Annotated in this window: 24 protein-coding genes and 1 tRNA gene; 9 read left to right on the forward strand and 16 right to left on the reverse strand. The window is 63.9% G+C overall.

What is annotated here, in order from left to right; genetic code table 11:
* Positions 1-2: 2 nt before the first annotated feature.
* The 3 genes from rfbA to rfbB are packed head-to-tail and all read right to left on the reverse strand — an operon-like array spanning position 3 to position 2,914.
* Entirely contained in the window at positions 3-893 is an 891-nt protein-coding gene (gene rfbA / locus Q7V20_RS04225; protein WP_304787512.1) for a glucose-1-phosphate thymidylyltransferase RfbA, read from the reverse strand.
* A gap of 9 nt (positions 894-902) precedes the next feature.
* Entirely contained in the window at positions 903-1,823 is a 921-nt protein-coding gene (gene rfbD / locus Q7V20_RS04230) for a dTDP-4-dehydrorhamnose reductase (RefSeq protein ID WP_304787515.1), read from the reverse strand.
* An 8-nt stretch (positions 1,824-1,831) separates the two neighbouring features.
* Positions 1,832-2,914, reverse strand: coding sequence for a dTDP-glucose 4,6-dehydratase (gene rfbB / locus Q7V20_RS04235; protein WP_304787518.1), 1,083 nt, complete (start codon positions 2,912-2,914; stop codon positions 1,832-1,834).
* Positions 2,915-3,084: 170 nt separating this feature from the next.
* Here rfbB and Q7V20_RS04240 point away from each other — a divergent pair, with 170 nt between their 5' ends.
* The 5 genes from Q7V20_RS04240 (at position 3,085) to Q7V20_RS04260 (ending at position 10,126) form a co-directional block, all read left to right on the forward strand.
* Complete coding sequence (locus Q7V20_RS04240; RefSeq protein ID WP_304787520.1) at positions 3,085-4,188, forward strand: NDP-sugar synthase; 1,104 nt, start codon at positions 3,085-3,087, stop codon at positions 4,186-4,188.
* Positions 4,189-4,197: 9 nt separating this feature from the next.
* A complete protein-coding gene (locus Q7V20_RS04245) occupies positions 4,198-5,214 on the forward strand; it encodes an NAD-dependent epimerase (RefSeq protein ID WP_304787523.1) in 1,017 nt (338 codons plus the stop codon).
* Between the two features lie 224 nt (positions 5,215-5,438).
* On the forward strand, positions 5,439-7,151 hold the full coding sequence (locus Q7V20_RS04250; RefSeq protein ID WP_304787525.1) for a DUF1800 family protein: 1,713 nt from the start codon (positions 5,439-5,441) through the stop codon (positions 7,149-7,151).
* A gap of 10 nt (positions 7,152-7,161) precedes the next feature.
* The gene (locus Q7V20_RS04255; RefSeq protein WP_304787527.1) at positions 7,162-8,721 is read left to right on the forward strand and encodes a DUF1501 domain-containing protein; all 1,560 of its coding nucleotides are present in this window, start codon (positions 7,162-7,164) and stop codon (positions 8,719-8,721) included.
* Between the two features lie 70 nt (positions 8,722-8,791).
* Complete coding sequence (locus Q7V20_RS04260; protein WP_304787529.1) at positions 8,792-10,126, forward strand: UDP-glucose/GDP-mannose dehydrogenase family protein; 1,335 nt, start codon at positions 8,792-8,794, stop codon at positions 10,124-10,126.
* On the opposite strand, the gene Q7V20_RS04265 is transcribed toward Q7V20_RS04260, so the two are convergent.
* The 3 genes from Q7V20_RS04265 to Q7V20_RS04275 are packed head-to-tail and all read right to left on the reverse strand — an operon-like array spanning position 10,071 to position 12,843.
* Positions 10,071-11,504 carry a HAMP domain-containing sensor histidine kinase gene (locus Q7V20_RS04265; RefSeq protein ID WP_304787531.1) on the reverse strand — a complete coding sequence of 478 codons (1,434 nt, stop codon included), beginning with the start codon at positions 11,502-11,504 and terminating at the stop codon, positions 10,071-10,073. The two genes, Q7V20_RS04260 and Q7V20_RS04265, sit on opposite strands and share 56 nt — an antisense overlap.
* Entirely contained in the window at positions 11,501-12,217 is a 717-nt protein-coding gene (locus Q7V20_RS04270) for a response regulator (protein WP_304787533.1), read from the reverse strand. Before Q7V20_RS04270 ends, Q7V20_RS04265 begins: the two co-directional genes overlap by 4 nt.
* A 26-nt stretch (positions 12,218-12,243) precedes the next feature.
* Positions 12,244-12,843, reverse strand: a complete 600-nt coding sequence (locus tag Q7V20_RS04275) for a Spy/CpxP family protein refolding chaperone (protein WP_304787535.1) — start codon at positions 12,841-12,843, stop codon at positions 12,244-12,246.
* 191 nt (positions 12,844-13,034) lie between these two features.
* Between Q7V20_RS04275 and Q7V20_RS04280 the strand changes: the two genes are divergently transcribed.
* Entirely contained in the window at positions 13,035-15,047 is a 2,013-nt protein-coding gene (locus Q7V20_RS04280) for a methyl-accepting chemotaxis protein (RefSeq protein ID WP_304787538.1), read from the forward strand.
* 7 nt (positions 15,048-15,054) lie between these two features.
* Here Q7V20_RS04280 and Q7V20_RS04285 read toward each other — a convergent pair whose 3' ends face one another.
* On the reverse strand, positions 15,055-15,726 hold the full coding sequence (locus Q7V20_RS04285; RefSeq protein WP_304787540.1) for a DUF1345 domain-containing protein: 672 nt from the start codon (positions 15,724-15,726) through the stop codon (positions 15,055-15,057).
* 68 nt (positions 15,727-15,794) lie between these two features.
* Here Q7V20_RS04285 and Q7V20_RS04290 point away from each other — a divergent pair, with 68 nt between their 5' ends.
* A complete protein-coding gene (locus tag Q7V20_RS04290; RefSeq protein WP_304787542.1) occupies positions 15,795-16,091 on the forward strand; it encodes a hypothetical protein in 297 nt (98 codons plus the stop codon).
* The gene (locus Q7V20_RS04295) at positions 16,084-17,316 is read left to right on the forward strand and encodes a PQQ-dependent sugar dehydrogenase (RefSeq protein WP_304787544.1); all 1,233 of its coding nucleotides are present in this window, start codon (positions 16,084-16,086) and stop codon (positions 17,314-17,316) included. Before Q7V20_RS04290 ends, Q7V20_RS04295 begins: the two co-directional genes overlap by 8 nt.
* A gap of 4 nt (positions 17,317-17,320) precedes the next feature.
* On the opposite strand, the gene Q7V20_RS04300 is transcribed toward Q7V20_RS04295, so the two are convergent.
* The 9 genes from Q7V20_RS04300 to Q7V20_RS04340 form a co-directional block, all read right to left on the reverse strand.
* A complete protein-coding gene (locus tag Q7V20_RS04300) occupies positions 17,321-18,550 on the reverse strand; it encodes a hypothetical protein (RefSeq protein ID WP_304787547.1) in 1,230 nt (409 codons plus the stop codon).
* On the reverse strand, positions 18,551-19,303 hold the full coding sequence (locus tag Q7V20_RS04305) for a hypothetical protein (protein WP_304787549.1): 753 nt from the start codon (positions 19,301-19,303) through the stop codon (positions 18,551-18,553).
* A 19-nt stretch (positions 19,304-19,322) separates the two neighbouring features.
* Positions 19,323-19,871, reverse strand: a complete 549-nt coding sequence (locus Q7V20_RS04310) for a hypothetical protein (protein WP_304787552.1) — start codon at positions 19,869-19,871, stop codon at positions 19,323-19,325.
* Between the two features lie 16 nt (positions 19,872-19,887).
* Positions 19,888-20,163, reverse strand: coding sequence for a DnaJ domain-containing protein (locus Q7V20_RS04315; protein WP_304787554.1), 276 nt, complete (start codon positions 20,161-20,163; stop codon positions 19,888-19,890).
* 173 nt (positions 20,164-20,336) lie between these two features.
* Positions 20,337-21,137 carry a PEP-CTERM sorting domain-containing protein gene (locus Q7V20_RS04320; protein WP_304787558.1) on the reverse strand — a complete coding sequence of 267 codons (801 nt, stop codon included), beginning with the start codon at positions 21,135-21,137 and terminating at the stop codon, positions 20,337-20,339.
* Between the two features lie 244 nt (positions 21,138-21,381).
* A tRNA-Ser gene (locus Q7V20_RS04325) sits at positions 21,382-21,469 on the reverse strand.
* Between the two features lie 66 nt (positions 21,470-21,535).
* Entirely contained in the window at positions 21,536-22,834 is a 1,299-nt protein-coding gene (gene serS, locus Q7V20_RS04330; protein ID WP_304787560.1) for a serine--tRNA ligase, read from the reverse strand.
* A 28-nt stretch (positions 22,835-22,862) separates the two neighbouring features.
* Positions 22,863-23,843, reverse strand: a complete 981-nt coding sequence (gene ispH, locus Q7V20_RS04335) for a 4-hydroxy-3-methylbut-2-enyl diphosphate reductase (protein WP_304787562.1) — start codon at positions 23,841-23,843, stop codon at positions 22,863-22,865.
* A complete protein-coding gene (locus Q7V20_RS04340) occupies positions 23,843-24,307 on the reverse strand; it encodes a peptidylprolyl isomerase (RefSeq protein ID WP_304787564.1) in 465 nt (154 codons plus the stop codon). Before Q7V20_RS04340 ends, ispH begins: the two co-directional genes overlap by 1 nt.
* Before the next feature lie 91 nt (positions 24,308-24,398).
* Here Q7V20_RS04340 and radC point away from each other — a divergent pair, with 91 nt between their 5' ends.
* Positions 24,399-25,067: a DNA repair protein RadC gene (gene radC, locus Q7V20_RS04345; protein WP_304787566.1), complete on the forward strand. Its 669-nt coding sequence runs from the start codon at positions 24,399-24,401 to the stop codon at positions 25,065-25,067.
* Positions 25,068-25,080 lie beyond the last annotated feature (13 nt).

The following is a 25,080-nucleotide window of genomic DNA, read 5'->3' on the forward strand; positions in this document are numbered from 1 at the left end:
GCTCAGAACACCTGCTCGTTGATGACCTTGAGCAAGTATTGGCCGTAGCCATTCTTGAGCATGGGCTGGGCCAGCTTGTGAACCTGCTCGGCCGTGATCCAGCCCGAGCGGAAGGCGATCTCTTCAGGGCAGGCCACTTTCAGGCCCTGGCGCTTTTCAAGGGTGGCGATGAACTGGCTGGCCTCGAGCAGGCTGTCGTGCGTGCCGGTGTCGAGCCAGGCATAGCCCCGGCCCATGATCTGCACATTGAGCTGACCTTGCTTCAGGTACATGGCGTTGACGTCGGTGATCTCCAGCTCGCCGCGCGGACTGGGCTTGATCTCGGCGGCGATGTCGCAGACCTGCTTGTCGTAGAAGTACAGGCCGGTGACGGCGTAGTTGCTCTTGGGGACCTTGGGCTTTTCTTCGATGCTGAGGGCACGTTTGCTGGCGTCGAAATCGACCACGCCATAGCGTTCAGGATCGTGCACGTGGTAGGCGAAAACGCTGGCACCATCGGGCTGGCCAGCCGCGTCCATCAACAGGCCTTGCAGGTCGTGGCCGTAGTAGATGTTGTCGCCCAGGACCAGGGCACTGGGGTGGTTGCCGACGAAATCGCGGCCCAGGATGAAGGCTTGCGCCAGGCCATCGGGGCTGGGCTGCACGCAATAGCTGAGGTTGACGCCCCACTGGCTGCCATCGCCCAGCAGCGATTGAAAGCGCGGGGTGTCTTGCGGCGTGCTGATGATGAGGATGTCGCGGATACCGGCCAGCAACAAGGTGCTGAGCGGGTAATAGATCATGGGCTTGTCGTAGACCGGCAGCAGTTGCTTGCTGATGGCCAGCGTGGCGGGGTGCAGGCGCGTGCCCGAGCCGCCGGCCAGGATGATGCCTTTGCGTGTGGCGAGAGTCATGATGACGAATTACTTCCCTGTGATTTCGGTGAGCATGCGCTGAACGCCTCGCTGCCAATGGGGCAAGGTCAAGCCCAGCGCTTGCTGCAGCTTGGTGGTGTCCAGGCGCGAATTGAGCGGCCGCTGCGCCGGTGTGGGGTACGAGGCCGTGCCCGTGGATTCGATGGCATCCGGCGCCACCTTGATGGGCTGGCCATTGGCGCGTGCCCACTCGATCACGAAGCGGGCGTAGTCGAACCAGCTGGTTTCGCCTTGGGCCACCAGGTGGTAAAGGCCACTCAGTTCTGGGCGGTTGGCCTGGCGGAAGGCGCGGATGGCGTGCGCGGTGACGTCGGCCACCAGATCAGCCCCGGTGGGTGCGCCGATCTGGTCGTTGATGACCTTGAGCTGATCGCGCTCGGCCGCCAGGCGCAGCATGGTTTTGGCAAAGTTGCCGCCCCGTGCCGCGTACACCCAACTGGTGCGGAAGATGAAGTGGGCGCAGCCGCTTTGCTGGATGAGTTGCTCGCCTTCCAGCTTGGTGCGGCCATAAACGCTCAAGGGCGCGGTCGGGCTCGTCTCGTGGCGGGCGGCCGAGCCGCTGCCATCGAACACGTAGTCGGTGCTGTAGTGAACCAGCAGTGCGCCCAGTTTGGCCGCCTCAAGGGCGATCAAACCAGGGGCGGTGGCGTTGATGGCTCGGGCCAGCTCAGGCTCGCTTTCAGCCTTGTCGACCGCCGTGTGGGCGGCCGCATTGACAACGACATCGGGCTTGACGGCCTGCACGATGGCCGCCACTTGCTCAGGGCAGCTGAAATCAGCCTTGAGGTGTGGCGCGGCCTGCGGGCCGGGGGAATCGAAATCCAGCGCGGTGACCTGCCCCAGGCACGACAGCGACCGCTGCAACTCCCAGCCAACCTGCCCGCCTTTGCCCAGCAAAAGGATTTTCATGGTGCTGCTCAGGCCACGCGGCTTTGGTAGTTGGTGTTGAGCCAATCACGGTAAGCCCCGGAGCGGACAGAGTCAATCCATTCGGTGTTATCCAGGAACCATTGAACGGTTTTATCGATGCCCGAGGTGAAGGTTTCGGCGGGCTGCCAGCCGATCTCACGCTCGATCTTGCTCGGATCGATGGCGTAGCGGCGGTCGTGGCCGGGACGGTCAGTGACGTAGGTGATCTGGTCTTCGTATTGGCCCGTGGCCTTGGGGCGCAGGGCATCGAGCTTGCGGCAGATGGTGGTGACGACGTCGATGTTCTTGACTTCGTTTTTGCCGCCCACGTTGTAGGTTTCACCCAAGCGGCCTTTTTCAAGGACTTGGCAGATGGCCTCGCAGTGGTCGCGCACGAACAGCCAATCCCGCACATTCAAACCATCGCCATACACGGGCAATGGCTTGCCATCAAGCGCGTTGAGGATCATCAGGGGGATGAGCTTCTCGGGAAAGTGGTAGGGCCCGTAGTTATTGCTGCAATTGGTGGTCAGCGTCGGAAAACCATACGTGTGGTGATAAGCGCGCACCAGGTGATCGCTGCCCGCCTTGCTGGCCGAATAGGGGCTGTTGGGCGCGTAGGCCGTGGTTTCGTTGAAGGCAGGATCGGTGTCGCTGAGCGAGCCATAGACCTCGTCGGTGGACACGTGCAGGAAGCGGAAGGCGGCCTTGTCGGCGGCCGGCAAAGCGCCCCAGTATGCACGGGCCTCCTCGATCAGGCAGAAGGTGCCCACCATGTTGGTGTGGATGAACTCGCCCGGCCCGTGGATGGAGCGGTCAACATGGCTTTCGGCCGCGAAATGCAGGATGGCGCGGGGCTGGTGCTGCGCCAACGCGGCGCGCACGGCATCGCGGTCGGCGATGTCGGCCTGGATGAGGGTGGCACGCCCGGCCTCCAGGTGCACTTTGATGGTGAGCGGATTGCCGGCGTAGGTGAGCTTGTCAAAAACAAGGACGGGCTCTGGGGGCAGGCCCAGCTTGGCCAGACGCTCGAACCAATGGTGGACGAAATTGCCACCGATGAATCCGGCTCCGCCTGTGATGAAAATCATGTGAACAACCCAAAGGTTTTTTGGCCAAATTTGTTGGAATTATGCCCAGCGCCCCCTTCACTTGCAGGCCCTACATCTGGGGGGTGTCGGCGTTTACATGCACCGCATTGGTCCACTTGTTGCATGATGCTACCCCATATCAACATGGATCCATTGGCACGAGCAGCAGCATGGCAAAAGCAATGATTTTGGCGGCAGGTCAAGGCACCCGAGTGCGGCCACTGACCAAGCAAACACCCAAGCCCATGGTGCCCATCCTGGGCAAACCAGTTCTTGAATACATCATCGAACACCTGGCGCGTTACGGCGTCAAGGAAATCATGGTGAACGTGGCCTTCAACCACTGGAAAATTGAAAACTACTTTGGCGACGGCCACCGCTGGGGCGTCGAAATTGGTTACTCGCACGAAGGTGCCCGCGAGCATGGCGAGATCGTGCCCAAGCCCTTGGGCTCGGCAGGCGGCATGCGCAACATCCAGGATTTCAGCGGTTTCTTTGACGAGACCACCATCGTGATGTGCGGCGACGCCATCATCGACCTGGACATCAGTGCCGCCCTGTTCGAGCACAAGGTGAAAAAGGCCATGGCCAGCGTGGTGGCCCTGGAGGTGCCCAAGGACCAGGTCAAGAACTACGGCATCGTGGTGACGGACAAGCAAGGCCGCGTCACGTCGTTCCAGGAAAAGCCCAGTCCCGAAGAGGCCAAGTCCAATCTGGCCAGCACCGGCATCTACATTTTTGAACCGCAAATCCTGGAAATGGTGCCGCAGGGCGTGGAGTTCGACATTGGCAGCCAATTGTTCCCACTGCTGGCTGAACGGGAACTGCCCTTCTTTGCGCAAAGTCGTCATTTCAACTGGATCGACATTGGCCGCGTGAGCGATTACTGGTCGGTGTGCCAGCGCGTGTTGCGCGGCGAAATCGCCCAGATGGACATGCCTGGCACCGAAGTGCGCCCCGGCGTGTGGGTCGGTTTGAACACCAAGGTCGACTGGGACACCGTCAAGATCAATGGCCCCGTGTACATCGGCTCGGGCTCGTGCATCGAGCCGGGTGTCACCATCCAGGGGCCCACCTGGATTGGCCATGGTTGCCGTTTGCGCAAGAACAGCACCGTGGTGCGCAGCGTGCTGTTCGAGTACACGCGCCTGAGCGAAGGCGCCACCTTCCACGAAGTGGTGGCTTCGCCCCAATACAGCGTTGACCGCCATGGCAACACCACGTACCAGGGCGACGAATCCACCACCCTGCGCTGGGGCGATGCGCGTGCTTGATTGGCGCCCATGAAAGTGTTGGTCACCGGCGCGGCCGGGTTCATCGGGATGCACACCACCCTGGCCTTGCTGGCCAGGGGCGATGTGGTGGTGGGCATCGACAACCTCAACGACTATTACGATCCGCAGCTCAAGCAAGACCGCCTGGCCGAGATCGCTCGGCAGGCGCCAGGGGCACCTTTCCAGTTCCTGCCGCTGGACATCGCCAATCACGGTGACTTGTTCAGCTTGATGGCCTCGGAACGTTTCGACGCCGTGGTGCACCTGGCGGCCCAAGCGGGTGTGCGCTACTCGCTGACGCACCCTCAGACTTACGTGCAGTCCAACTTGGTGGGTTTTGTGAACATGCTGGAGGCGTGCAGGCACCACCAGATCAAGCACCTGGTGTACGCCAGCAGTTCCAGCGTTTATGGCGGCAATGTGAAAATGCCCTTTGTGGAGACCGATTCGGTCGACCACCCGGTCAGCCTGTACGCCGCCACCAAGAAATCCAACGAGCTGATGGCCCACAGCTACAGCCACCTCTTTGGCTTGCCCACCACCGGCCTGCGCTTCTTCACGGTGTACGGCCCCTGGGGCCGCCCGGACATGGCACCCATGCTGTTTGCCAGCGCCATCCTGGCGGGCAAGCCCATCACGGTGTTCAACCACGGGCAAATGCAGCGCGATTTCACCTTCATCGATGACATCGTGGCAGGTGTACTGGCCACGCTGGACCGCCCGCCTTCGGCCGAGGATGGGTTTGATCGCCAACACCCCTCGCCCGCCACCTCCTGGGCGCCCTACCGGATCTTCAACATCGGGCACAGCCAACCGGTGCCGTTGCTGCAGTTCATTGAAACGCTGGAACAGGCCCTGGGCCGCCCGGCCATCAAGGATCTGCAAGCCATGGCGCCCGGCGATGTGGTGGCCACTTACGCCGACACGCAGGCCCTGTCGGACTGGACAGGCGTGCACCCCACCACGTCCTTGCCTGACGGCGTGGCCAAATTCGTGAATTGGTACCTGGCGTATTTCCCCAAATGAGTGCAGAAAATCCGGTCAATCGGGTTTGCCATGAACGGCAGCCCCCCTCATTCACGGGGGAAAAGGTGACATTTGGCGCCTGACGAGTGGCAAGCTGTCACAACTAGAGACAACCACCCTGTGTCCTGAAAATCCAGACCGGTACGCTTTACCGACGTTAAACGTGACATCGGGAGCGTGTAGTGAAGATTGGAATGATTGGGCGATGGCTGAGCTGCATCGGCATGAGCGCATTGCTGCTGAGCGGCAGTGGTTGCGTGGTCGGTGAGGCCGAGAAAGACTTCCCGAACAATCGGTCCGAAGCCTGGCGCTTCCTGAACCACGCCACCTTTGGCCCGTCCGAGGCCAGTGTGGCCCACCTGAACACCATCGGCTACACAGCTTGGCTGGACGAACAGTTCGCCATGGCGCCCGAGACGACTTACCGGTCGTTCATGGAGCGACGCGATGCCGAACTCAAGGTGGACGAGCCCAGCAACAAAGGCCGGTTCGAGCAGGTGGTGGAAGGTTTTTACACCGGCGCCCTGACCGACCCGGCCCAACTGCGCCAGCGCGTGGTGTTCGCCCTGTCCGAGATCTTCGTGGTCTCGCTCTACAACGTCGAATTGAACATGCGCCCGACCCTGGTGGCAGGCTACATCGACACGCTCAACGCCAACGTCTGGACCGACTACCGCACCTTGCTGGAAGCGGTGACCAAAAGCCCCGCCATGGGCGTGTACCTGACCTACCGTGGCAACCAGAAGGAAGACCCGGCGATCGGCCGGATCCCGGACGAAAACTACGCGCGTGAAGTCATGCAGCTGTTCTCGATCGGCCTGCATGAGCTGAACATGGATGGCACGCCCGTGATGGGATCCAACGGCCAGCCCAAGGTCAGCTACACCAGCGAGGACGTGCAAGGCCTGGCCAAGATCTTCACGGGCTGGAGCTTCTACCGTGGCCCTTCGGTGGCCAGCCAGACCGAGGAGGCCTGCTTCACCGGCAACGTCAGTTGCCTGGATCCGGAGGCCGCCTACCAGCCCATGGTGCCTTACCCGAACTACCATTCGACATCGGCCACCTCCTTCCTCAAGGTCAGTCTGCCGGCACGGTCCAGCCCCAATCTGCAAGCCGACCTGAAGGTAGCGCTGGACACGCTGGCCAGCCACAAGAACGTGGCCCCCTTCTTCAGCCGTCAGTTGATTCAACGCCTGGTCACCAGCAACCCGAGCCCCGCCTACGTGTCGCGCGTGGCCCAGAAGTTCGTGGCCACGAACGGCAACATCAAGGAGGTCGTCAAGGCCATCCTCATGGACGCCGAAGCGCTGGGCTCGCCCTACATCGCCATGAACTCCGACGGCAAGTTGCGCGAACCGGTTTTGCGCCTGACGGCCTTGCTGCGCGCCTTCAACTTTGATGGCCCGGGTTTGAAATCCGGCACCCAGCGGGTCAAGAACGTGGGCATCACCTCCACCAGCGATGCGTCTTTGTCCTTTGGTCAATCGCCCTGGAACTCGCCGTCCGTGTTCAACTTCTTCAGGCCAGGCTACGTGCCGCCGCAAAGCAAGAGCGCCTCCATGGGCATGGTGCTGCCCGAGATGCAGATCACCAGCGAGATCAGCGTGACGGGGTATGTCAACGCAGTGCTGTCAGTGCTCAACAACGGGATTGGCCGGGTGAACAATCAAGCGGGTGTGCGCCTGGTGCTGACCGAGCAACGCTTGCTGGCCAACACCCCCGACGACCTGGTGTCCGACATGTCCAACCGCCTGCTGGGCGGGATCATGAGCCAGACCCTGCGCAAGGACATCACCGCCGCGATCTTGACCATCCCCGTGCCAGCGCTGAACGAGTCCGGCACCAACACCGCCGACATCAACGCCGCGCTGGACAAGCGTGTCAATGCCGCCATCCTGATGACCGCCGTGTCACCAGAGTTTCTGATTCAAAAATGAGCTTGCCGACATGAGCACCAACCAACGTCGATCATTTCTGAAACAAGCCACCGTGCTGGGCGCGGCCGGGCTGACCACGCCATGGGCCTTGAACCTGGCCTCCATGGGCGTGGCTTCGGCCCAGTCGAGCGGCGCCACCGACTACAAGGCCCTGGTGTGCATTTTCCTGGCGGGCGGCAACGATGCCCACAACACCGTGCTGCCCACCGACGCAGCCTCGTGGTACTACTACAGCGTGGCGCGTGATTCCAACGCGGCCACGGTGGCCAATGGCGGCACGCCCATCCCCGGCGCCTTGTCCATCGCCTTGAATCGCTCGGACTTGTTGCCCATCACCGTCCCGGATGCGGGCGGCTTCAACGCCGACCGCAACTTCAAGTCCTTTGCCCTGCACCCGCAACTCAAACGCATCCGCGACATGTACGTGGACCGCAAGGCGGCCGTGATTGCCAACGTGGGTCCGCTGATCGTGCCCACCAACAAGATCGACCTGTTCAGCCTGAGCTTCCCGCTGCCCACCAACCTGATGTCGCACAACGACCAGCAGTCGATGTGGCAGTCGTTCGCGGCGGAAGGGGCGGTCGCGGGCTGGGGCGGCCTGATGATGGACAGCCTGATGTCTCGCAACACTGCGAGCACGTTCTCCAGCATCGGGATCAACAACGGCTCAGTGTGGTTGTCGGGCAAGCAGGTCATGCCCTACCAGCTCAGCACCTCGGGCCTGACCCGCATGGCGGGTGAAGGCAGCACCTACGGCAGCGCGGCCGTTTACCAGGCGGTGCGCAAGATCGCAGCCACCCCCACCAACACCGACGTCCTGGCGCAGGACTACACCAAGACCGTGCAACGGGCCTTGAGCGTGGAAAGCACCTTGCTGAGTTCGCTGCCCGCCGCTGCCCAGGCGCCTTGGGGCACCCCCGGCGCGGCCACCTCCGCCGCCGATCCCCTGCTGAAGTACACCGACCCCAACACCGGCCTGAGCACGCTCAACCCGCTGGCCCAGCAACTGCAAATGGTGGCACGCATGATCGCGGCCCGAGGGGCCACCGGCATTGGCGCCAAACGCCAGGTGTTCATGGTGACGCTGAACGGCTTTGACACCCATGACAGCCTGCTGCTCAGCCACGGCGACCTGATGGCCCGTCTGGACCACGCTGTGGGTTATTTTTATGACACCTTGTCCAGGATGCCGGGTGGCCAGGACATGCGCTCGAACGTGACCTCGTTCACCGCGTCCGACTTCGGGCGCGCCCTGAACAACAATGGCGACGGCACCGACCATGGCTGGGGTGGGCACCACTTCGTCTTTGGCGGCAGCGTGAAGGGTGGCGACATGTATGGCCGCTACCCCGATTTCAGCCCGTTTGACCAAGGCACTTACTTCAGCGCGCACTTGCTGACCAACGGCGTCCTGCTGCCATCCCAGTCCGTGGACCAGGTGGTCTACACCCTGGGCAAGTGGATGGACGTGCCCGAGTCGGCCCTGACCGGCGCGGGCGGCACAGCGGGCATCGCCCCCAACATCGGCAACTTCGACGTGTCAACGCGCAACTTGGGGTTCATGGCGTAAGGAAGAGTCCATGAGACCGGTGGGGTTCTGACAGAATGCCACCCATGTCTCAATCAACCTTCGAGCGTCCATGAAAGTATCAGTTGTTGGCACCGGCTATGTGGGCCTGGTGACGGGGGCTTGTTTGTCCGAGATGGGCAACGATGTGCTGTGCCTGGACGTTGACCCGAACAAGATTCGAATCCTGGAAGAGGGGGGCATCCCCATCCACGAACCGGGCCTGGACCTGGTGGTGGCGCGCAACGTCAAGGCCGGGCGCCTGGCGTTCACCACCGACATTGCCCGCGCCGTGGCGCACGGCACTTTGCAGTTCATCGCGGTGGGCACGCCCCCTGACGAAGACGGCTCGGCCGACCTGCAGTACGTGCTGGCCGCGGCCCGCAATATCGGCCGCCTGATGACCGACTACAAGGTGGTGGTCGACAAGAGCACGGTGCCCGTGGGCACGGCCGACAAGGTGCGAGCCGCCATCGCCGACGAGCTGGCCAAGCGCGGCAGCGACACGCCCTTCGCCGTGGTCTCCAACCCCGAGTTCCTGAAAGAAGGCGCGGCGGTGGAAGACTTCATGCGCCCCGACCGCATCGTGGTGGGCGCCGACGACGAGCAGGCCATCTTGCTGATGCGCGCTTTGTACGCGCCCTTCTCGCGCAACCGCGACAAGGTGCTGGTGATGGATGTGCGCAGCGCCGAACTCACCAAGTACGCCGCCAACGCCATGCTGGCCACCCGCATCAGCTTCATGAACGAGCTGGCCTTACTGGCCGAGAAAATGGGCGCCGACATCGAATCCGTGCGCCAGGGCATCGGCTCTGACCAGCGCATCGGTTTTCACTTTTTGTACGCTGGCTGCGGTTATGGCGGCAGTTGCTTCCCCAAGGACGTCAAGGCGCTGATCAAAACGGCCAGTGGGCAAGGGCAGGACCTGAAGGTGCTGCAGGCCGTGGAAGACGCCAACGATGCGCAGAAGATGGTGCTGGTGGACAAGGTCACCAAGCGCTTCGGGCAAGACCTGAGCGGCAAGCGCTTTGCGTTGTGGGGCCTGGCCTTCAAGCCCAACACCGACGACATGCGCGAAGCGACCAGCCGCGTGGTGCTGGAAGAGCTGTTCAAGCGCGGGGCCACGGTCACCGCTTACGACCCGGTGGCCATGGAAGAAGCCCAGCGCATCTTTGGCCAACACCCCAGCCTGCGCTACGCCGACTCGCCGATGACGGCTTTGCAAGAGGCCGACGCCCTGATCATCGTGACCGAGTGGAAAGAGTTCCGCAGTCCCGACTTTGCGCAGATCAAGGCCAGCCTGAAAACACCCGTCATCTTCGACGGGCGCAACCTCTACGAACCCAACCTGGTCAAGGCTTTTGGCCTGGACTATCTGGCCATTGGGCGGGCTGCTTCGGCAGCGTGATCACAAAGCGGCTGCCCCCGCCTTCGCGGGCTTCGCAGCGCACCTGGCCACCATGCCTTTGGGCGATCTGGCGGACCAGGCTGAGCCCCAGGCCCACACCGCCCGCGTGTTCCGAGTGGCCAGGCAAGCGGTAAAAGGGCTCGAAAATGCGCTCGCATTCTTCGGGTGGCACGCCAGGCCCCCGGTCGCTGACGCTGATCTCGACCATCAAGGGGCCGGTAGACACGTTCAGCAAGATGGGCTCGCGGTCGCCGCCATAGCGTTTGGCGTTTTCCAGCAGATTGCGCACGGCACGGCGCACCAGCCGCTCGTCAAACTTCACAGCCTGGCCCGAGGCCTCGTCGGCCTCCAGCACAGCGCCCACGCGGCGCGCCTCTTCGGCGGCCAGGCCCACCAGGTCCACGGGCTGGCGATCCAGCTCGGACTTGGCATCCAGCCGACTGGCCAGCAGCACCTCTTCCACCAGGGCGTCCAGCTCCTTGATGTCCTGGTTGATTTCCTGGCGCAGGGCCTCGCAGCGCTCGGGCGGCAACTCGGCCATCATGGACACCGCCATCTTCAAGCGCGCCAAGGGCGATCGCAGTTCATGGCTGGCATTGGCCAGCAGATTGCGGTGGGCGCCGATGAGGTCTTCGATGCGCTGGGCGGCCTGGTTGAAGCTTTGCGCCAGATCGGCCACTTCGTCGCGCCCCTCCACCTCCACACGGTGCTGCAACTGGCCCGAACCAAAGGTTTCAACGCCTTGGCGCAGGGCCTTCAGGCGCCGCGTGAGGCGGTTGGCCACCGGCCAGGCGCCAATGGCCACGGCCACGAACAGCAGCAGCAGCGACAGGATCAATGCGGGCGCACCGCTGAGCAGCCAGGGCGGCGGTGCCAGCCAGCCCAATGGGCCGCCAGACCAATGCGGCGGGCCCGCCATACCCGCTGGCGGCGGTGGCGGCGGCCCCTCGGCGCTGGGCGGACCACCGCGCCCCCTCGCCACCAAAGAGGGGCGCAAGATCCACAGGACGCGACCATCGGACAGGTGGATCTCCTGCAGGCGGATCAGGGAGCCACGCTGGCGGAGCAAACGCTCCTGCATCAAGTCTGACGTGGCGATGCGGCGGCCTTGCGGGTTGTCGAGCGCCAGGGGCAGACGCAGGCGCGCGGCCCACTCCAGCAGAGCCTGGGCCTGGTCGGCCTCCGGCTGGTTGACCGGGGGCAGGCTGTTCTCGATGAGCTCTCCCCAGGCGGCAGCGCGTTCGTTCGAGGCGGCCTGGGATTGCAACTCGTTGCGCTCGTGCTCCATGTGGCGCTGCGCCAACCAACCGGTGCCCAGCGTGAACAGCAGCAGGACCGTGACCACGGTCAGGTAGATCCGCAGCGCCAGCGTCTTCATGCGGTTTCGGTGTCAGCGTCCTGCTTCTTGGCGAACACGTAGCCCGCACCACGCACGGTGAGGATGCGCTTGGGCTCTTTGGGGTCGTCTTCGATGGCGGCGCGGATGCGCGAGATGTGCACGTCAATCGAGCGGTCGTAGGCCTCCAGGGGATGGCCTTTGAGCGCGTCCATGATGTGGTCTCGGCTGAGCACGCGGCCCGGGTGCTGGGCCAGCACGGACAGCAGGTCGAACTGGTAGGAGGTCAACTCGCAGGGCGCGCCTGCCAGCCGGGCCTGGCGCAGGCCGGCGTCGATTTCCAGGCGGCCAAAGCGCCACACGTCGTCATCTTGCGCCGCCGGGTTGGTGCGGCGCAAAAGGGCGCGCAGGCGGGCCAGCAACTCGCGCGGCTCGAAGGGCTTGGGCAGGTAGTCGTCGGCCCCGACTTCGAGGCCGACGATGCGGTCGGTGGGCTCGCCCCGGGCGCTGAGCATCAGCAGGGGCAAGGACCGCGTGCGGGACGCCGAGCGCAACTCGCGGCACAGGTCCAGACCGTCGCCATCGGGCAGCATCAGGTCCAGGACCAGGGCATCAACGGCCTGGCGCGCCAGCAACTCACGGCCCGCGCTCAAGGTGGGGGCGCTGGAGACCTGGTAGCCGTGGCTGCGCAGGTAGTCACCCACCATGGCACTCAGGCGCAGGTCGTCGTCGATCAGTAGGATGTGCTCGCTCATGTCCAGCATTGTCGCCCCCTCCAGCCTCAATGCTCAAGCCGAGCGTGCGACTGGCCGTGCGACTTCATCCGGTCGTGGCGCTTTTGCATTTTGGCGACCAGGTCGGCGCGTTGCTCGGGCGTCAGCACCTTGCTGGCATCCAGCGCGAATTGCAGCGTCCGCTTGCTGACGGCATCGTGGTTGGCCAGGCCTTGCTGACGCAGCTTCTCGGCGGTGGCGGCATCCACCTGAGCTTGGCCAAACAGGGCCATGGTCTGCTGACGCAGGCTGTGGCCGGTGTCGCGCAGGGGCTTCAAATCGGCTTCAGCCGATTTGGCCAAGCCCTTGATCTGCGTGCGCTGGGCATCCGTAGCCTTGACCTGGTCCAGCAGGCGATCCAGGTGGCGACCACGCATGGGCAACATGCCAGGCCCACCTTGGTGGTGGCCGCCATGCCCCATGCGGCCATGGCGATGGGGGTGCGCCTCAGCCGGTGCCGACGCACTGGTGGTGGCGGCGACGGGCTCCTGGGCTTGCGCCAGCGAGCTCATGCTGAAGGCCGACACGGCCGAAATCACCAACAAGGCGCTGGCCATGACCATTGGCCTCCAGGTGTCAGCGCGAGTGAGTTTTGCGATCTTGCCCATGGTTTGTTTCCTTTGGCTGGAGATGGCCCTTGCCACCTGTCCATGCCTTCATGGTGCGAGCCCGCAGTAAACGCGGTGTGGCCCGCCCGTAAAGATCTGTGAAAACAACGGGGCCAAGGCCGCACTATTTCCGGGATCCCCAAAAAAGTCGTTACCAGAAAATAGGACAAATCAACAGACAAGGGTGGCCCATGCTCAGTGAATCAGCTCGACGCCTTGAAACCCCCGAACAAGACGCTCGCTCACCCGGCGCCTGGTCGGAGTTCTTCACCCACCACGGTGCCTGGGCACCCGGCATCCGCTTGTTTCGGCGGATCGATTTCAAGACCAAGGCGCTGACGATCTCCCTCGTCTTTGCCATTCCGCTGTTCTGGTTGTCGTGGCAATACTTTGGCGACAAGGCCGCGATGATCGGGTTCTCGGCCAAGGAGCGCATTGGCGTGACCTATGCCCGCCAGGTGATGCCACTGATGAGCGCCTTGCAGCGCCAACGCTCGCTCGCCCTCGCCGAGGCCGCCAACCAAACACCCCCGTCGGGTCTGGCCGCGATTCAGCAAGAGGTGGCCGACAGCCTGAAACGTCTGGACGCCGAGCAACAGGCCGACGGCGCGGCATTGGGCACCGACAAGCCCTACCAGGCCTTCCTGGAAGCCCACCGCCAAGTGGCCTCGGCCTCGGCCGGCTTTGACACGGTCTGGGCCACGCACACCCGCCAGCTGGACCAGCTGATCACCCTGCTGGCCGCCTCCACCGACGGCTCCAACCTGACGCTGGACCCCGACATCGACAGCTACTACCTGATGGACGCGTCGATGTTCCGCCTGCCCTTGCTGAGCGACCAGTTGGCGCAACTGGGCGAGCTGGGCTCGCTCATGCTGCGCAACTCGGCCGGCACGCCCGCCCAGGTCCGCCGGGTCACCGAGTTGCTGGTGCTGGCCACGGGCCAACTGCAGGCGGTGCGCGATGGCCTGGACAAGGTCTACGCCTACAACGGCGAGTCCGCCTCGCACGTGAATGCCGACCAGGCAGTCCGGCAGATCAGCCTGTTCCTGCAACAGGCCGAAGCCAATTTGCTGCGCCCGCAAGGCCCTCAAGGCGATGCCCGTGCGCACCACGCCTCGGCACTTCAGGCCCTGGACCAACTGACAGGCTTGACCAGCCGCGCCACCCGCCACATGGACCAATTGATCGAGACTCGGGTGAACGCCATGACCCGCGCCCGCGACATCACCACCGGGGTGATGGTGCTGTGCGTGGCCGCGGCCTTGTACCTGTTCCTGGCTTTCAAGAAAGTGCTGGACGGTGGCCTGCGCGAGATCGCCCTGCACCTGGACGCCATGCGCCAGGGCAACCTGACCACCCAGCCCAAGGCCTGGGGGCGCGATGAAATCGCCCAGCTGATCCAGTGCGTGAGCGACATGCAAGACTCGCTGGGCGGCATCGTCCACCAGGTTCGGCAGTCCTCCGATTCACTGCTCAGCGGGGCCAGCGAGATCAGCCTGGGATCGATGGAGTTGTCGGCCAGAACCGAGGCCAACGCGGCCAGCCTGGAACAAACGGCCGCCTCCATGAGTGCGATGACCCACACCGCCCATGCCAGCGCCGACCACAGCCGGGCCGCCTCCGAACTGGCCCACGACAACGCCGACGCGGCCAGCCAGGGGCTGACGATCATCCAGCAGGTGATGCTCAGCATGGATGCCGTCAAAGACAGCTCTCGCCAGATCGGCGACATCATCGCGGTGATCGACGGCATCGCCTTTCAAACCAACATCCTGGCCCTGAACGCAGCGGTAGAGGCCGCGCGCGCTGGCGAACAGGGCAAGGGCTTTGCCGTGGTGGCGGGCGAGGTGCGTGCGCTGGCATTGCGCTCGGCCACGGCCGCCCGCGAGATCAAGTCCCTGATCACCGACAGCATGGGCCGGGTCGATGCCAGCACGCAAGTGGCGCAGTCTGCGGGCAAGACCATGGGCGACCTGGTGGCCAATGCGCAGCGCATGAAAACCTTGCTGGAGGAGATCTCCGGGTCGGCCCGCCAGCAGAACTCGGGCATCACCGAGATTGGCTCGGCGGTGCAGGACCTGGACCGTTCCACCCAGCAAAACAGTGCCCTGGTGGAAGAAACCGCCGCCGCTGTCTTGTCGATGAAAAAACTGGCTCAGCAGCTGGCCGAACGCGTCAGCATGTTCAAGGTGGCAGGCTGACGCCCACTCAAATCAGGCTGGCGGCCATGTTGATGGTCAAAGCCAGCAAGGTGGTGTTGAACAGGAAGGCCAGCACGCAATGGATCAGGCCGATGCGCCGCATGGCGCTGTTGGTGAAGCTGACATCGGCCGTTTGGGCCGAGGTGCCAATGACGAAGGAAAAGTAGACGAAATCGCCGTAATCAGGCGTCTCGGTGCCCGGGAAATCCAGCCCGCCGACGGCCCCCTCGCTACCATCCAGGTAGTAGTCGTGGGCGTAATGCAGCGCGAACATGACATGCGTGAACGCCCAGGAGGACACGATGGTGGTGATGGCCAGCCCGATGTGCATGAACTTGGTGGCCCGGGCCATCTCCTTGACCAGGGACAGCTCGACCACGATGGCCGCCAGGCTGGCCACGGCGGCCACGATGACCAGGGCCAGGATGACCAGTTGCCCCTCGTCTTCCAGGTTGGCGCGCCAGCGGATTCTTTCGCGCGACGAACGGGCCATCATGACCCCGGCCAGCACCAGGTACAGCACCACCCCGGCATTCCAGCCAATCAGCATTCGGGTGGTGAGGCTTTCCACCACACCCGTCGGCAGCAGTGCCATGATGGCCGCTGCGAAGGCAGCCGCGATGAACAAGCGCGGCCGGACCTGGACCTGGCGGATGAATCGGTTGCGATGCAGGGACATCCCGGGAGTATCGGGCAGGAACAAGTCGCATCGCCGTGCTAACGTGTCTCAGCTTTTGGAGTTTTCCCATGTCTGAGCTCAATGGGCCCGCCCGGCCCCGCGCACGCCGCCCGCGTGCCAGCACCAAAGGCGCGGTCACGCCCCCACCGGCCTTGCCCACCCGCCTGGACACCCTGCGTGACGCCCTGGTGGCCTGTGTCGATTTGCTGAAGCAACGCCGCGCCGACCTGATCCCCCCCAGCGACATCGACGAATTCATCGAACTGGACTGGATGGTCTGGGATGGCGGCAACCTGACCCTGACCCTCACGGGCAGCAACATCTGCCGACAAGCGAGGACGCGGACGGGATCCGCCGATGGCTGAAGCAAAGCGCCCCGCCCTGGGTGTCCTGCTGGCCCTGTTGGGGCTGACAGCAGCCTGCACAGACGCCACGTCGGTGCAAGGACCGGTTGGCACGCCGATCGAGACGCGCTCGCCCAACGCGGGCGCCCAGCGCCCCACTTTTGCCGGGCAGACCCGGGCACCCGGGCTGAACTCCAAAGTGGCCCACCAAGTGACGGTGCTGACCAAGGCGCTGAACCGCCCCTGGGCCGTGGAGCCCCTGCCCGACGGCGCGCTGCTGGTCACCGAGAAGGTGGGCGCGATGCGGATCGTGTTGGCCAATGGCACCGTGGGCCCGCCCCTGGCGGGGCTGCCACCGGTGGAAGCACGCGCCCAGGGCGGCCTGCTCGACGTGGCCCTGAGCCCCACCTTTGCCACCGACCGCGTGATCTACTGGACCTTCACCGAAGCGCGTGGCGGCGGACTCAATGGCACCAGCCTGGCGCGGGGTGTGCTGTCGAAAGACCGCTTGAGCATTGAGCAGGCCAAGGTGATCTTCCAGTCCTTGCCGGCCTTCACTGGCGGGCTGCACTTTGGTTCGCGCCTGGCCTTCGGGCCCGATGGCATGCTGTACATGACGATGGGCGAACGCTCGGCCACCGAGATGCGCGCCCATGCACAGCGCCCCGACAGCCACCTGGGCAAGGTGCTGCGGCTGAAGCCCGATGGCACTGCCCCGGCCGACAACCCCCTGGTGGGTGCGGCGGGCGCCAAACCCGAGATCTGGAGCCTGGGACACCGCAATGTGCAGGCCGCCGCCTTCGATGCCCAAGGCCGTTTGTGGACCGCCGACATGGGCCCCAGCGGGGGCGACGAGTTGAACCTGATCGGCCGAGCCAAGAACTACGGCTGGCCCCTGGTGACGTTTGGCGAAGAGTATTCAGGCCAACCCGTCGAGGGCGCCTTGACCGATCGGCCGGGCTTCGAGCCCCCGGTGTACTACTGGGACCCGGTGATCGCGCCTTCGGGGGCGCAGTTCTACACCGGCACCGCCTTCCCCGCCTGGCAGGGCAGCCTGTTCCTGGGCTCGCTCAAAGAGGGCCGACTGGTGCGCCTGGTGATCAAAGGCGACCGGGTGACCGGCGAGGAGCACCTGCTGACCGACCGGGAACAGCGCGTGCGCGATGTCCGCCAGGGGCCGGATGGCGCGCTGTACGTGGTGACCGATCAGGCCAAGGGCGAGCTCTGGAAGATCACGCCCAAGTGAGCGCCTAAGACGGCGCCACATTGCCCTCGCGGCGCAGCACGGCCAGGGCGTCTTTCAAGGCGTAGTCCGCATCGCTCTTCAAGGTGGCCTGCGATTCAGTGATGAAGGACTGCCACAGCTGGACGTAGTCGTCCTGATGCTGCATGGGGGCGTGGTCGCGGATGTACTGAACCGCCAGGTCGGTGTCCAGGCCAGTCTTGCGGATCTTGCGGATCAAGGTGCCCGCGCTGCGTTCGGTCAGCATCGTCTTGGGCGCAGTGCTCGTGGCCACGCACAAGAACAAGGTGATCAGTGAGCCTTCATCGCTGTGGCCTGCGGTGACTTTTTTCCATTTGGCGGAGGCCGAGCGGTCGTGGTGATCCACCTCGCTCAAGGCGTCTTCGATCCAGAAATAGCGGCCCCGGAAAGCGGGCGTTTTGTGGAACAGCTTGTGAGGCGTCAAGCTGGTGTCCAGGATCTTGGGCAGATCCGCCACCACCGATTGCCAGGCGTCATCGACCACGGGCTTGAGGTGCTCGGGCAGTTTGGGCGGCAAAGTTGCCGTCAACTTGGCTGGCGGCTTCTTGCGCAAGGCACCCACCATCTTGTCGAAGGCGGCCCAGTCGGGCAGGTCGGTGTGTTTGGTGGCGAAGGTGAGCAGTGCGGTGCGGATGACGGCGTCGGCATCGGCACCAGCTTCTTCCAGCTCGGCGGCGTCCGTGCCCAAAGCCTCGGCCAGCCAGATGGCCGCGTCCATGGCCTGGGTGGCGTGCGCACGCTGGGCCAACTCGGCCCGGTAGTCGGCCAGGCTGCGCAAAGACCACTTGGCCAGTTGCGGGATGTGGTCGTCGGTGAACCCGTGGCGCTCGTTCATGCCGAAGTGGCTGGTCTGCGGCATGGCGATCAGGCGCTTGAGCATGTCCGAGCCGCCCTTGGAGCGCGACAGGAAAGAGTGGTCGCGCAGGGACTCGGCCGCCTGCCGCAAATCGCCACCGCAGGTCTCTTCCAGGTACAGGCTGACCAGGTTCACCAGCCGGTCCTTGGCTTTTTCAAGCTCGGGTTGCAGGAACTCGCTGCCAAAGTAGCTGGCGATCTGCACCATGCCTTTGGGAGCGTCGTGACAGATGGCGTCCAGCTTGGGCTGGTCGATGATGCCGTTGCGCACGCCGTACTGCAACGCCTTCTCGAAAAAAGGCCGCGCGTCGTAAACCGCGATGGACGAAGCTGAATCAGAAGAAAAAGTACTGCCCGTCATTTAGATCGCCGACTCTTCTTCCGATTCCAAATTGGCAGGCGTGATCTTGCCGCGGTCGGTGTCGGCCAGGTCGACCTTGCCATCGCCCTCTTCAGCCTCGTCAGCCTCTTCCTCACCCGCATCGAAGGCACGTGATTTAGCGCGCAGCACCAGCAGCGTCTCGATGAACAGATCAGGGCATTGGTAGCGCAGGATCCAGGCCAGTTCCATCCAGTCCTGGTCGGCCACTTCGTCTTGATCAACGATGGGTTTGACGTAGGCTGATGCGTAGAGCGCGGTCTCGGACAAGATCTGGCCGTCGTCTTCCAGGGCGTCGAAACTGCCGGTGCGGGCAAAGGTTTCCACGCGGCTCCACTTGTCGGCAAAGTAGTCGGCCAGGGCTTCGCTGCCGCCTTCCAGATCGCCCACGGCCGTGAGGAACTCGACCGGGTTGGCGTCTTCGCGGAAGATGATGGAGTTGACCATGCCGCGCAGGTGGGTGCGGGTCAGGTCCTTGTAGCGTTTTTCGATCACCACCGCGCGGGCAAACTGGGCGGGGGTGACCATCAGGTTGATGATCGACTCTTTGGAGTTGTCGTACTCGCGGATGACGGCCAGGATGTCTTTGGGTGGCAGCTGCTCCAGCACCACCATCAACGCACCATCGCCCTCGGTGTCGGCCAGCTCGACCAGGGCGGATTCGGCCCCCACGATGTCGCCAGCGGCGATCAGGCTTTGGGTTTTGGCGATCAGGGCAAGGTGGTGGCTGCTCATCAAGTCTCCTTTGGTTCAATCAGTCTTTGCGGTCGAAGCCTTGCTCGACCATCCAGTCGGCACCGGCCTCTTCGCGCGCACGGGCGTCGTCGCTGTCCTCCTGGCTGAAGTCGCCGTCGCGGTCTTCGCCATCCTCTTCTTCCGTGTCCTCATCGGCCGCCTGGGCGGCTTGTGAGGGGTCGGCCTTGCCATGCATGTATTCCAGCCCGGCGGCCACGGTCAGGAAGCGGCCACCGGAGGGCTCTTTCAAGAACACCTGGGCCAGTTCTTGCGCCCAGGGCGTCAGTTGAACGGCGTTGGACAGGGTGTCCCACTCCGGAAACTCGTCCACTTCCAGGCTGAGCAACTGGTCCATCAGCACCGGCTGCGGAAAACGAAAACCCTGGTGGAACACCACCGCGACCATCTCGGGGCACAGCTCGACCATCTGTAGCAAGAAATCAACCTCCTTGCGCTTGGCGGCCAGGCGCTGACGCAGCACGTCCTTGCCTTCGGAGTCAGAGGCCAGGTCGTCGAGTTCAGCCTGGTAGGCCGAGCGCAGTTCATGGAAGAAGGGGGAAATGCTCATGTGGGGCTGAAGTTCGTCAAAGCAAGGCGCTGAAATAGTTTTGCCAGATGTCTCTAGCGGTCTCGATCGGGCTGTCGAGCAGGTTGCGGCGGCGGTTGTCGTCGTAGGCCTGGCGCTTGGCCGTGTCGGACAGCACGTCGTAGGCCTCTTGCACGGCCCGAAAACGCTCGGCCGCGTCGTCGGCGGTGTTGCGGTCGGGGTGGTAGAGCGAGGCCTTCTGGCGGAAGGCCTTCTTGATGTCGGCCAGGGTTGCGGCGCTGCCCAGGCCAAGGCTGGCGTAGTGGTCTTTCATGCGCTCTCCGGGCGGGTGCTGCGGTTTTGCACGGCGTGTGCAAAACCAGCATTATTTCATCCGGCGCGCCAACGCGCCTGCTGGCGCGGAATTCCCGCTGCAGGCACGAAAAAAAACCGCCCCGGTGTGTGGGGCGGTTTCGGCAGCCTTGAACACGTCAAGGCTGATCAGGCTCAGGCCGCCTTGCGGCGACGAGCGACGGCACCCACGGCCAACAGGCCTACCCCGAACATGGCGTAGGTTGAAGGCTCGGGCACTGCGAAGGTGCCAGCGGCCTGCGTCGTGCCCCAGTTGGCCGTGCGCACCAGGATGGCCACCGGGTCGGTGGCCGAGGTGTTCAGGCCCAGGTCGGCCAGGATGATGTCGGCGGTCCCCAGGTTCATGCGCAAGCTGCCGGCGAGGCCGCCGCTGGCTTCGCCAGTGACCTGCCCACCGGGGCCAAAAACCGGCACGATGACCCCCTGGGTGCCACCGACCACACCAGGTAAGTCAGCCGCGAAAATGGAACGCGTGCCGTAGCTCACCAGTGCGCCGGAATTCGTGCGCGAGTACAGATCGGCCGAAATCGTGGAGTTGGACAGGTTCACGTCGAAGTTGGCCATGAAAATCGACCGCGTGGTGGTGGTTTCATCGTCGTTGAAGGTGGTGCGACGAATCTGCACAAAGGAATTGGCCGCTTGCAGCGAAGTCAGATTGTCGCCGTTGGTGACCGCGTCGCTGAACGTCAGACTGACGTTGCCGGTGGCCTTGGTGTAAGCCGCAGTATTGACCGCTCCGCTGATGTCCAGGCCAGGAATGGTGGGCACGGTGGCGGCGGTCACGATCGAGGAACCCGAAGCGCTGAGGGCCGACAAGGCGTCTCCCGAAAACGTCAGGCCGCCCGAACCCGATTGGAACTGCCAGCTCTGGGCGTTGGCCGAACTGGCGGCGATGAAGGTGGCGGCGATCACCGCGGTCTTGAATGCGAATTTCATGTTGACTCTCCACTGAATTCATGATGAAAAAAGGGAGGCCGCCTTCGTTCTCGGAAAAGAGCCTCCCGCTCTGCCCTCCCTTTGAGAGCCCCTTGAGTTTAGTGGCCGTGTGGTGCGCCTGTCCGCAAGGGTTAGCCCGGAATTTGTCACCAACTGTTGGGGGCGCCAAATGCAAAAAGCCCCGTGGTGACGGGGCTTTCTGGTGGTAACTGGGGTCTTGGTGAGACCGCGCGAAACCATTTATTGGCGGAGAGGGTGGGATTCGAACCCACGGTACCTTGCGGTACGCCTGATTTCGAGTCAGGTACATTCGACCACTCTGCCACCTCTCCTGTATGCGGGGCTCGCTGGGGTCTAGTCAGCGTCCAGCCGATGCTGGAAAGCCGCAGATTATAGCATCAAGGTTTCAGCACTTCCTGGCCACCCAGGTAGGGCTGCAGCGCCGCCGGGATGCGGATGCTGCCATCGGCCTGCTGGTGGTTCTCCAGCACGGCCACCAGCGCGCGGCCCACGGCCAGGCCGGAGCCATTCAGCGTGTGCACCAACTCGTTCTTGCCTTGGGCGTTCTTGAAACGCGCCTGCATGCGCCGCGCCTGGAAAGCCTCGCAATTGGAGACCGAGCTGATCTCGCGGTAAGCGTTCTGCGCGGGCAGCCACACTTCCAGGTCGAAGGTCTTGGTGGCGCCAAACCCCATGTCGCCCGTGCACAGTGACATCACCCGGTAAGGCAGCTCCAGCTTTTGCAGCACGGCTTCGGCGTGGCCCACCATGGCCTCCAACGCTGCATAGCTCTCGTCAGGGTGCACGATCTGCACCATCTCGACCTTGTCGAACTGATGTTGGCGGATCATGCCGCGCGTGTCGCGCCCAGCGCTGCCCGCCTCTGATCGGAAGCACGGCGTGTGGCCGGTCAGCTTGATGGGCAGCTGGTCCATGGGCACGATGGTGTCGGCCACCGAGTTGGTCAAGGTGACTTCCGAGGTGGGGATCAGGTACCACTTGCTGCCCGAGGCATCGCCATCGCCCGAGGTGACATGAAACAGGTCTTGTTCGAACTTGGGCAATTGGCCGGTGCCCTGCAGCGCCTTGGCCTGCACCAGGTAGGGCGTGTAGCACTCGGTGTAGCCGTGCTCAAGCGTCTGCGTGTCCAGCATCAACTGGGCGAGCGCGCGGTGCAGGCGGGCGATGGGGCCCTTCAAGAACGTGAAGCGGGCGCCCGACAGCTTGGCCCCGGTCTCGAAGTCCAGGCCCAGCGGGCTGCCCACATCGACGTGGTCCTTGACCTCGAAGGCGTAGGTCTGCGGCGTGCCCCAGCGGCGCGTTTCCACGTTGCCGGATTCGTCGGTGCCCACGGGCACGCTGTCGTGCGGCAGGTTGGGCAATGACAGCAGCAGGTCTTGCAGCTCGGCCTGGATCACGTCCAGGCGCTCGGCGCTGGCCTTGAGCTCGTCGCCAATGCCGCCGACCTGGGCCATCACGGCCGTGGTGTCTTCGCCCTTGCCTTTGAGGGCGCCGATCTGCTTGGACAGGCTGTTGCGCTGCGATTGCAGCTCTTCGGTGCGGGACTGGATGGTCTTGCGCTCGGCTTCCAGGGTGCGAAAGCGCGCTTCGTCCAGGAAAGGCTGCGGGTTCTTGCGCAAGGCCAGGCGCGCCAGCACGCCGTCGAGGTCTTTGCGCAGCAGGGTGATGTCAAGCATGTTGGTTCAATGAGAAGAAGCTGAAATATTAAGAAGCGCTGCGCTGCGTGGGCAAGGGCCGGTCAAGCCCCGTGCCGCCCAGGCCCTTGGGCAGGGGGAAACGCACCGATTCTTCCACGCCCTGCATGCGGCGCACGGAGACGGCGCCCAAGGCCTTGAGTTGCGCGATGACCTGCTGCACGAGCACGTCGGGTGCGGAGGCCCCAGCGGTCAGGCCCACGCGCGGGCGGCCATCGAACCAGGCTTCTTGCAGATCACCGGGGCAGTCGACCATGTAAGCGGGTGTGCCCAGGCGCTCGGCCAGCTCGCGCAGGCGGTTGCTGTTGGAGCTGGTGGGGCTGCCCACCACGATGACCACGTCCACCTGCGGGGCCAGCACCTTGACGGCATCCTGCCGGTTCTGGGTGGCGTAGCAGATGTCCTGGCGCTTGGGCTCGCGGATGTTGGGAAAGCGCAGCTTGATGGCCTCCAGGATGGCGGCGGCATCGTCCACCGACAGCGTGGTCTGCGTGACCACGGCGAGCTTGTCGGGTGTGGTGACCTGCACGGTGGCCACATCGTCGATGTCTTCGACCAGGTAGATGCCTTCGGAGAGTTGCCCCATGGTGCCTTCGACCTCGGGGTGGCCCTTGTGGCCAATCATCACGAACTCGTAGCCCTCGCGGCGCAGCTTGGCCACTTCGATGTGGACCTTGGTGACCAAAGGGCAGGTGGCATCGAACACCTGAAAACCGCGTGCATCGGCCTCGTGGCGCACCGTCTGGCTGACGCCGTGGGCACTGAAGATCAGGGTGGCGCCAGGCGGCACGTCGGCCAGGTCTTCGATGAAGATCGCGCCCTTGGCCTTCAGGTCGTTGACCACGTAGGTGTTGTGCACGATCTCGTGGCGCACGTAGATGGGCGCACCGTATTGCTCGAGCGCGCGCTCGACAATTTCGATGGCGCGGTCAACGCCAGCGCAAAAGCCGCGCGGCTCGGCCAGCAAAACATCTTCAACCTGATTGCTCATCACAGGACCCCGATCAGTTGCACTTCAAACGTGACCGTCTGGCCGGCCAGCGGGTGGTTGAAATCGAACACGGCCCAATCTTCACCCGCCGGGCCCATTTCGCGCAGCACGCCCGCGAAAGCCCCTTGGCCATCGGGCGTGGGGAACTGGACCACATCGCCCACGTCCCAGGTTTCGTTCATGTCGCCCAGCTTGCGCAACAGCGACAAGGCCACACGCTGCACCAACTCGGGGTTGCGGGGGCCAAAGGCTTCGCCGGGGTCAAGCTGGATCACCGTGCGGGTGCCTTCTTGCAGGCCCAGCATGCGGGCCTCCAGCGCAGGCGACAACTCGCCCGAGCCCAGCGACAGCGTGGCAGGCTTGTCGGCGAAGGTGTTGACGATGTCGCCGCCATCGGGGCCCGCCAAGCGGTAATGCAAGGTCAGGAAGGAGCCGGGAACGACGGTGGGCACAGCAGTGGTCATGGAAACGTGCCCCACCCTTCAGGAGGATTGGGCTTTCAGTTTGGAAAAACGACAATTTTAGGTTTGAGTCACCAAATCAGGGAGCGTTTCCATGAAAGATCTTCCCGCCGCCCTTCGGCCGCGCGAAAAATTGCTGTCCATGGGGCCGCAAGCCCTGGCTGACACCGAACTGCTGGCACTGCTGCTGCGCACCGGCCTGCAAGGGCTGGGCGTGTTGCAGCTGGCGGAAAAAGTCCTGGGTGACCTGGGGGGATTGTCAGGCCTGCTGCGTGCTCAGCCAGCACAACTGGCCAGCATCAAGGGCCTGGGGCCAGCCAAGCGCTCGGAATTGATCGCGGTGATGGAGCTGGCACGCCGCGCCATGACTCGCGAGTTGAGCGAGCAACCGGTGTTCACCTCGCCGCAGATGGTGAAAGATTACTTGCGCATGCACATTGGCGCCCTGCCCCACGAGGTGTTCTCGGTGATGTTCCTGGATTCGCAGCAACGGCTGATCGCTTGCGAAGAGATGTTCCGGGGCACGCTCAGCCAAACATCCGTGTACCCACGCGAGGTGGTGAAGCGCGCGCTGGCACTGAACGCGGCCAGCGTGATCCTGGCCCACAACCACCCTTCGGGCGTGCTGGAGCCCTCGCGTGCCGACGAACTGTTGACGCAGACACTCAAGAGCAGCCTGGCCTTGGTGGATGTCCGCGTGCTGGACCATTTCGTGGTCGGCGCAGGGGGCGCCCTGTCGTTTGCGGAACGCGGTTTGCTCTGATTTAAAAGCGGCC

The sequence above is a fragment of the Aquabacterium sp. genome (assembly GCF_030652515.1).
Taxonomy (GTDB): domain Bacteria; phylum Pseudomonadota; class Gammaproteobacteria; order Burkholderiales; family Burkholderiaceae_C; genus Aquabacterium.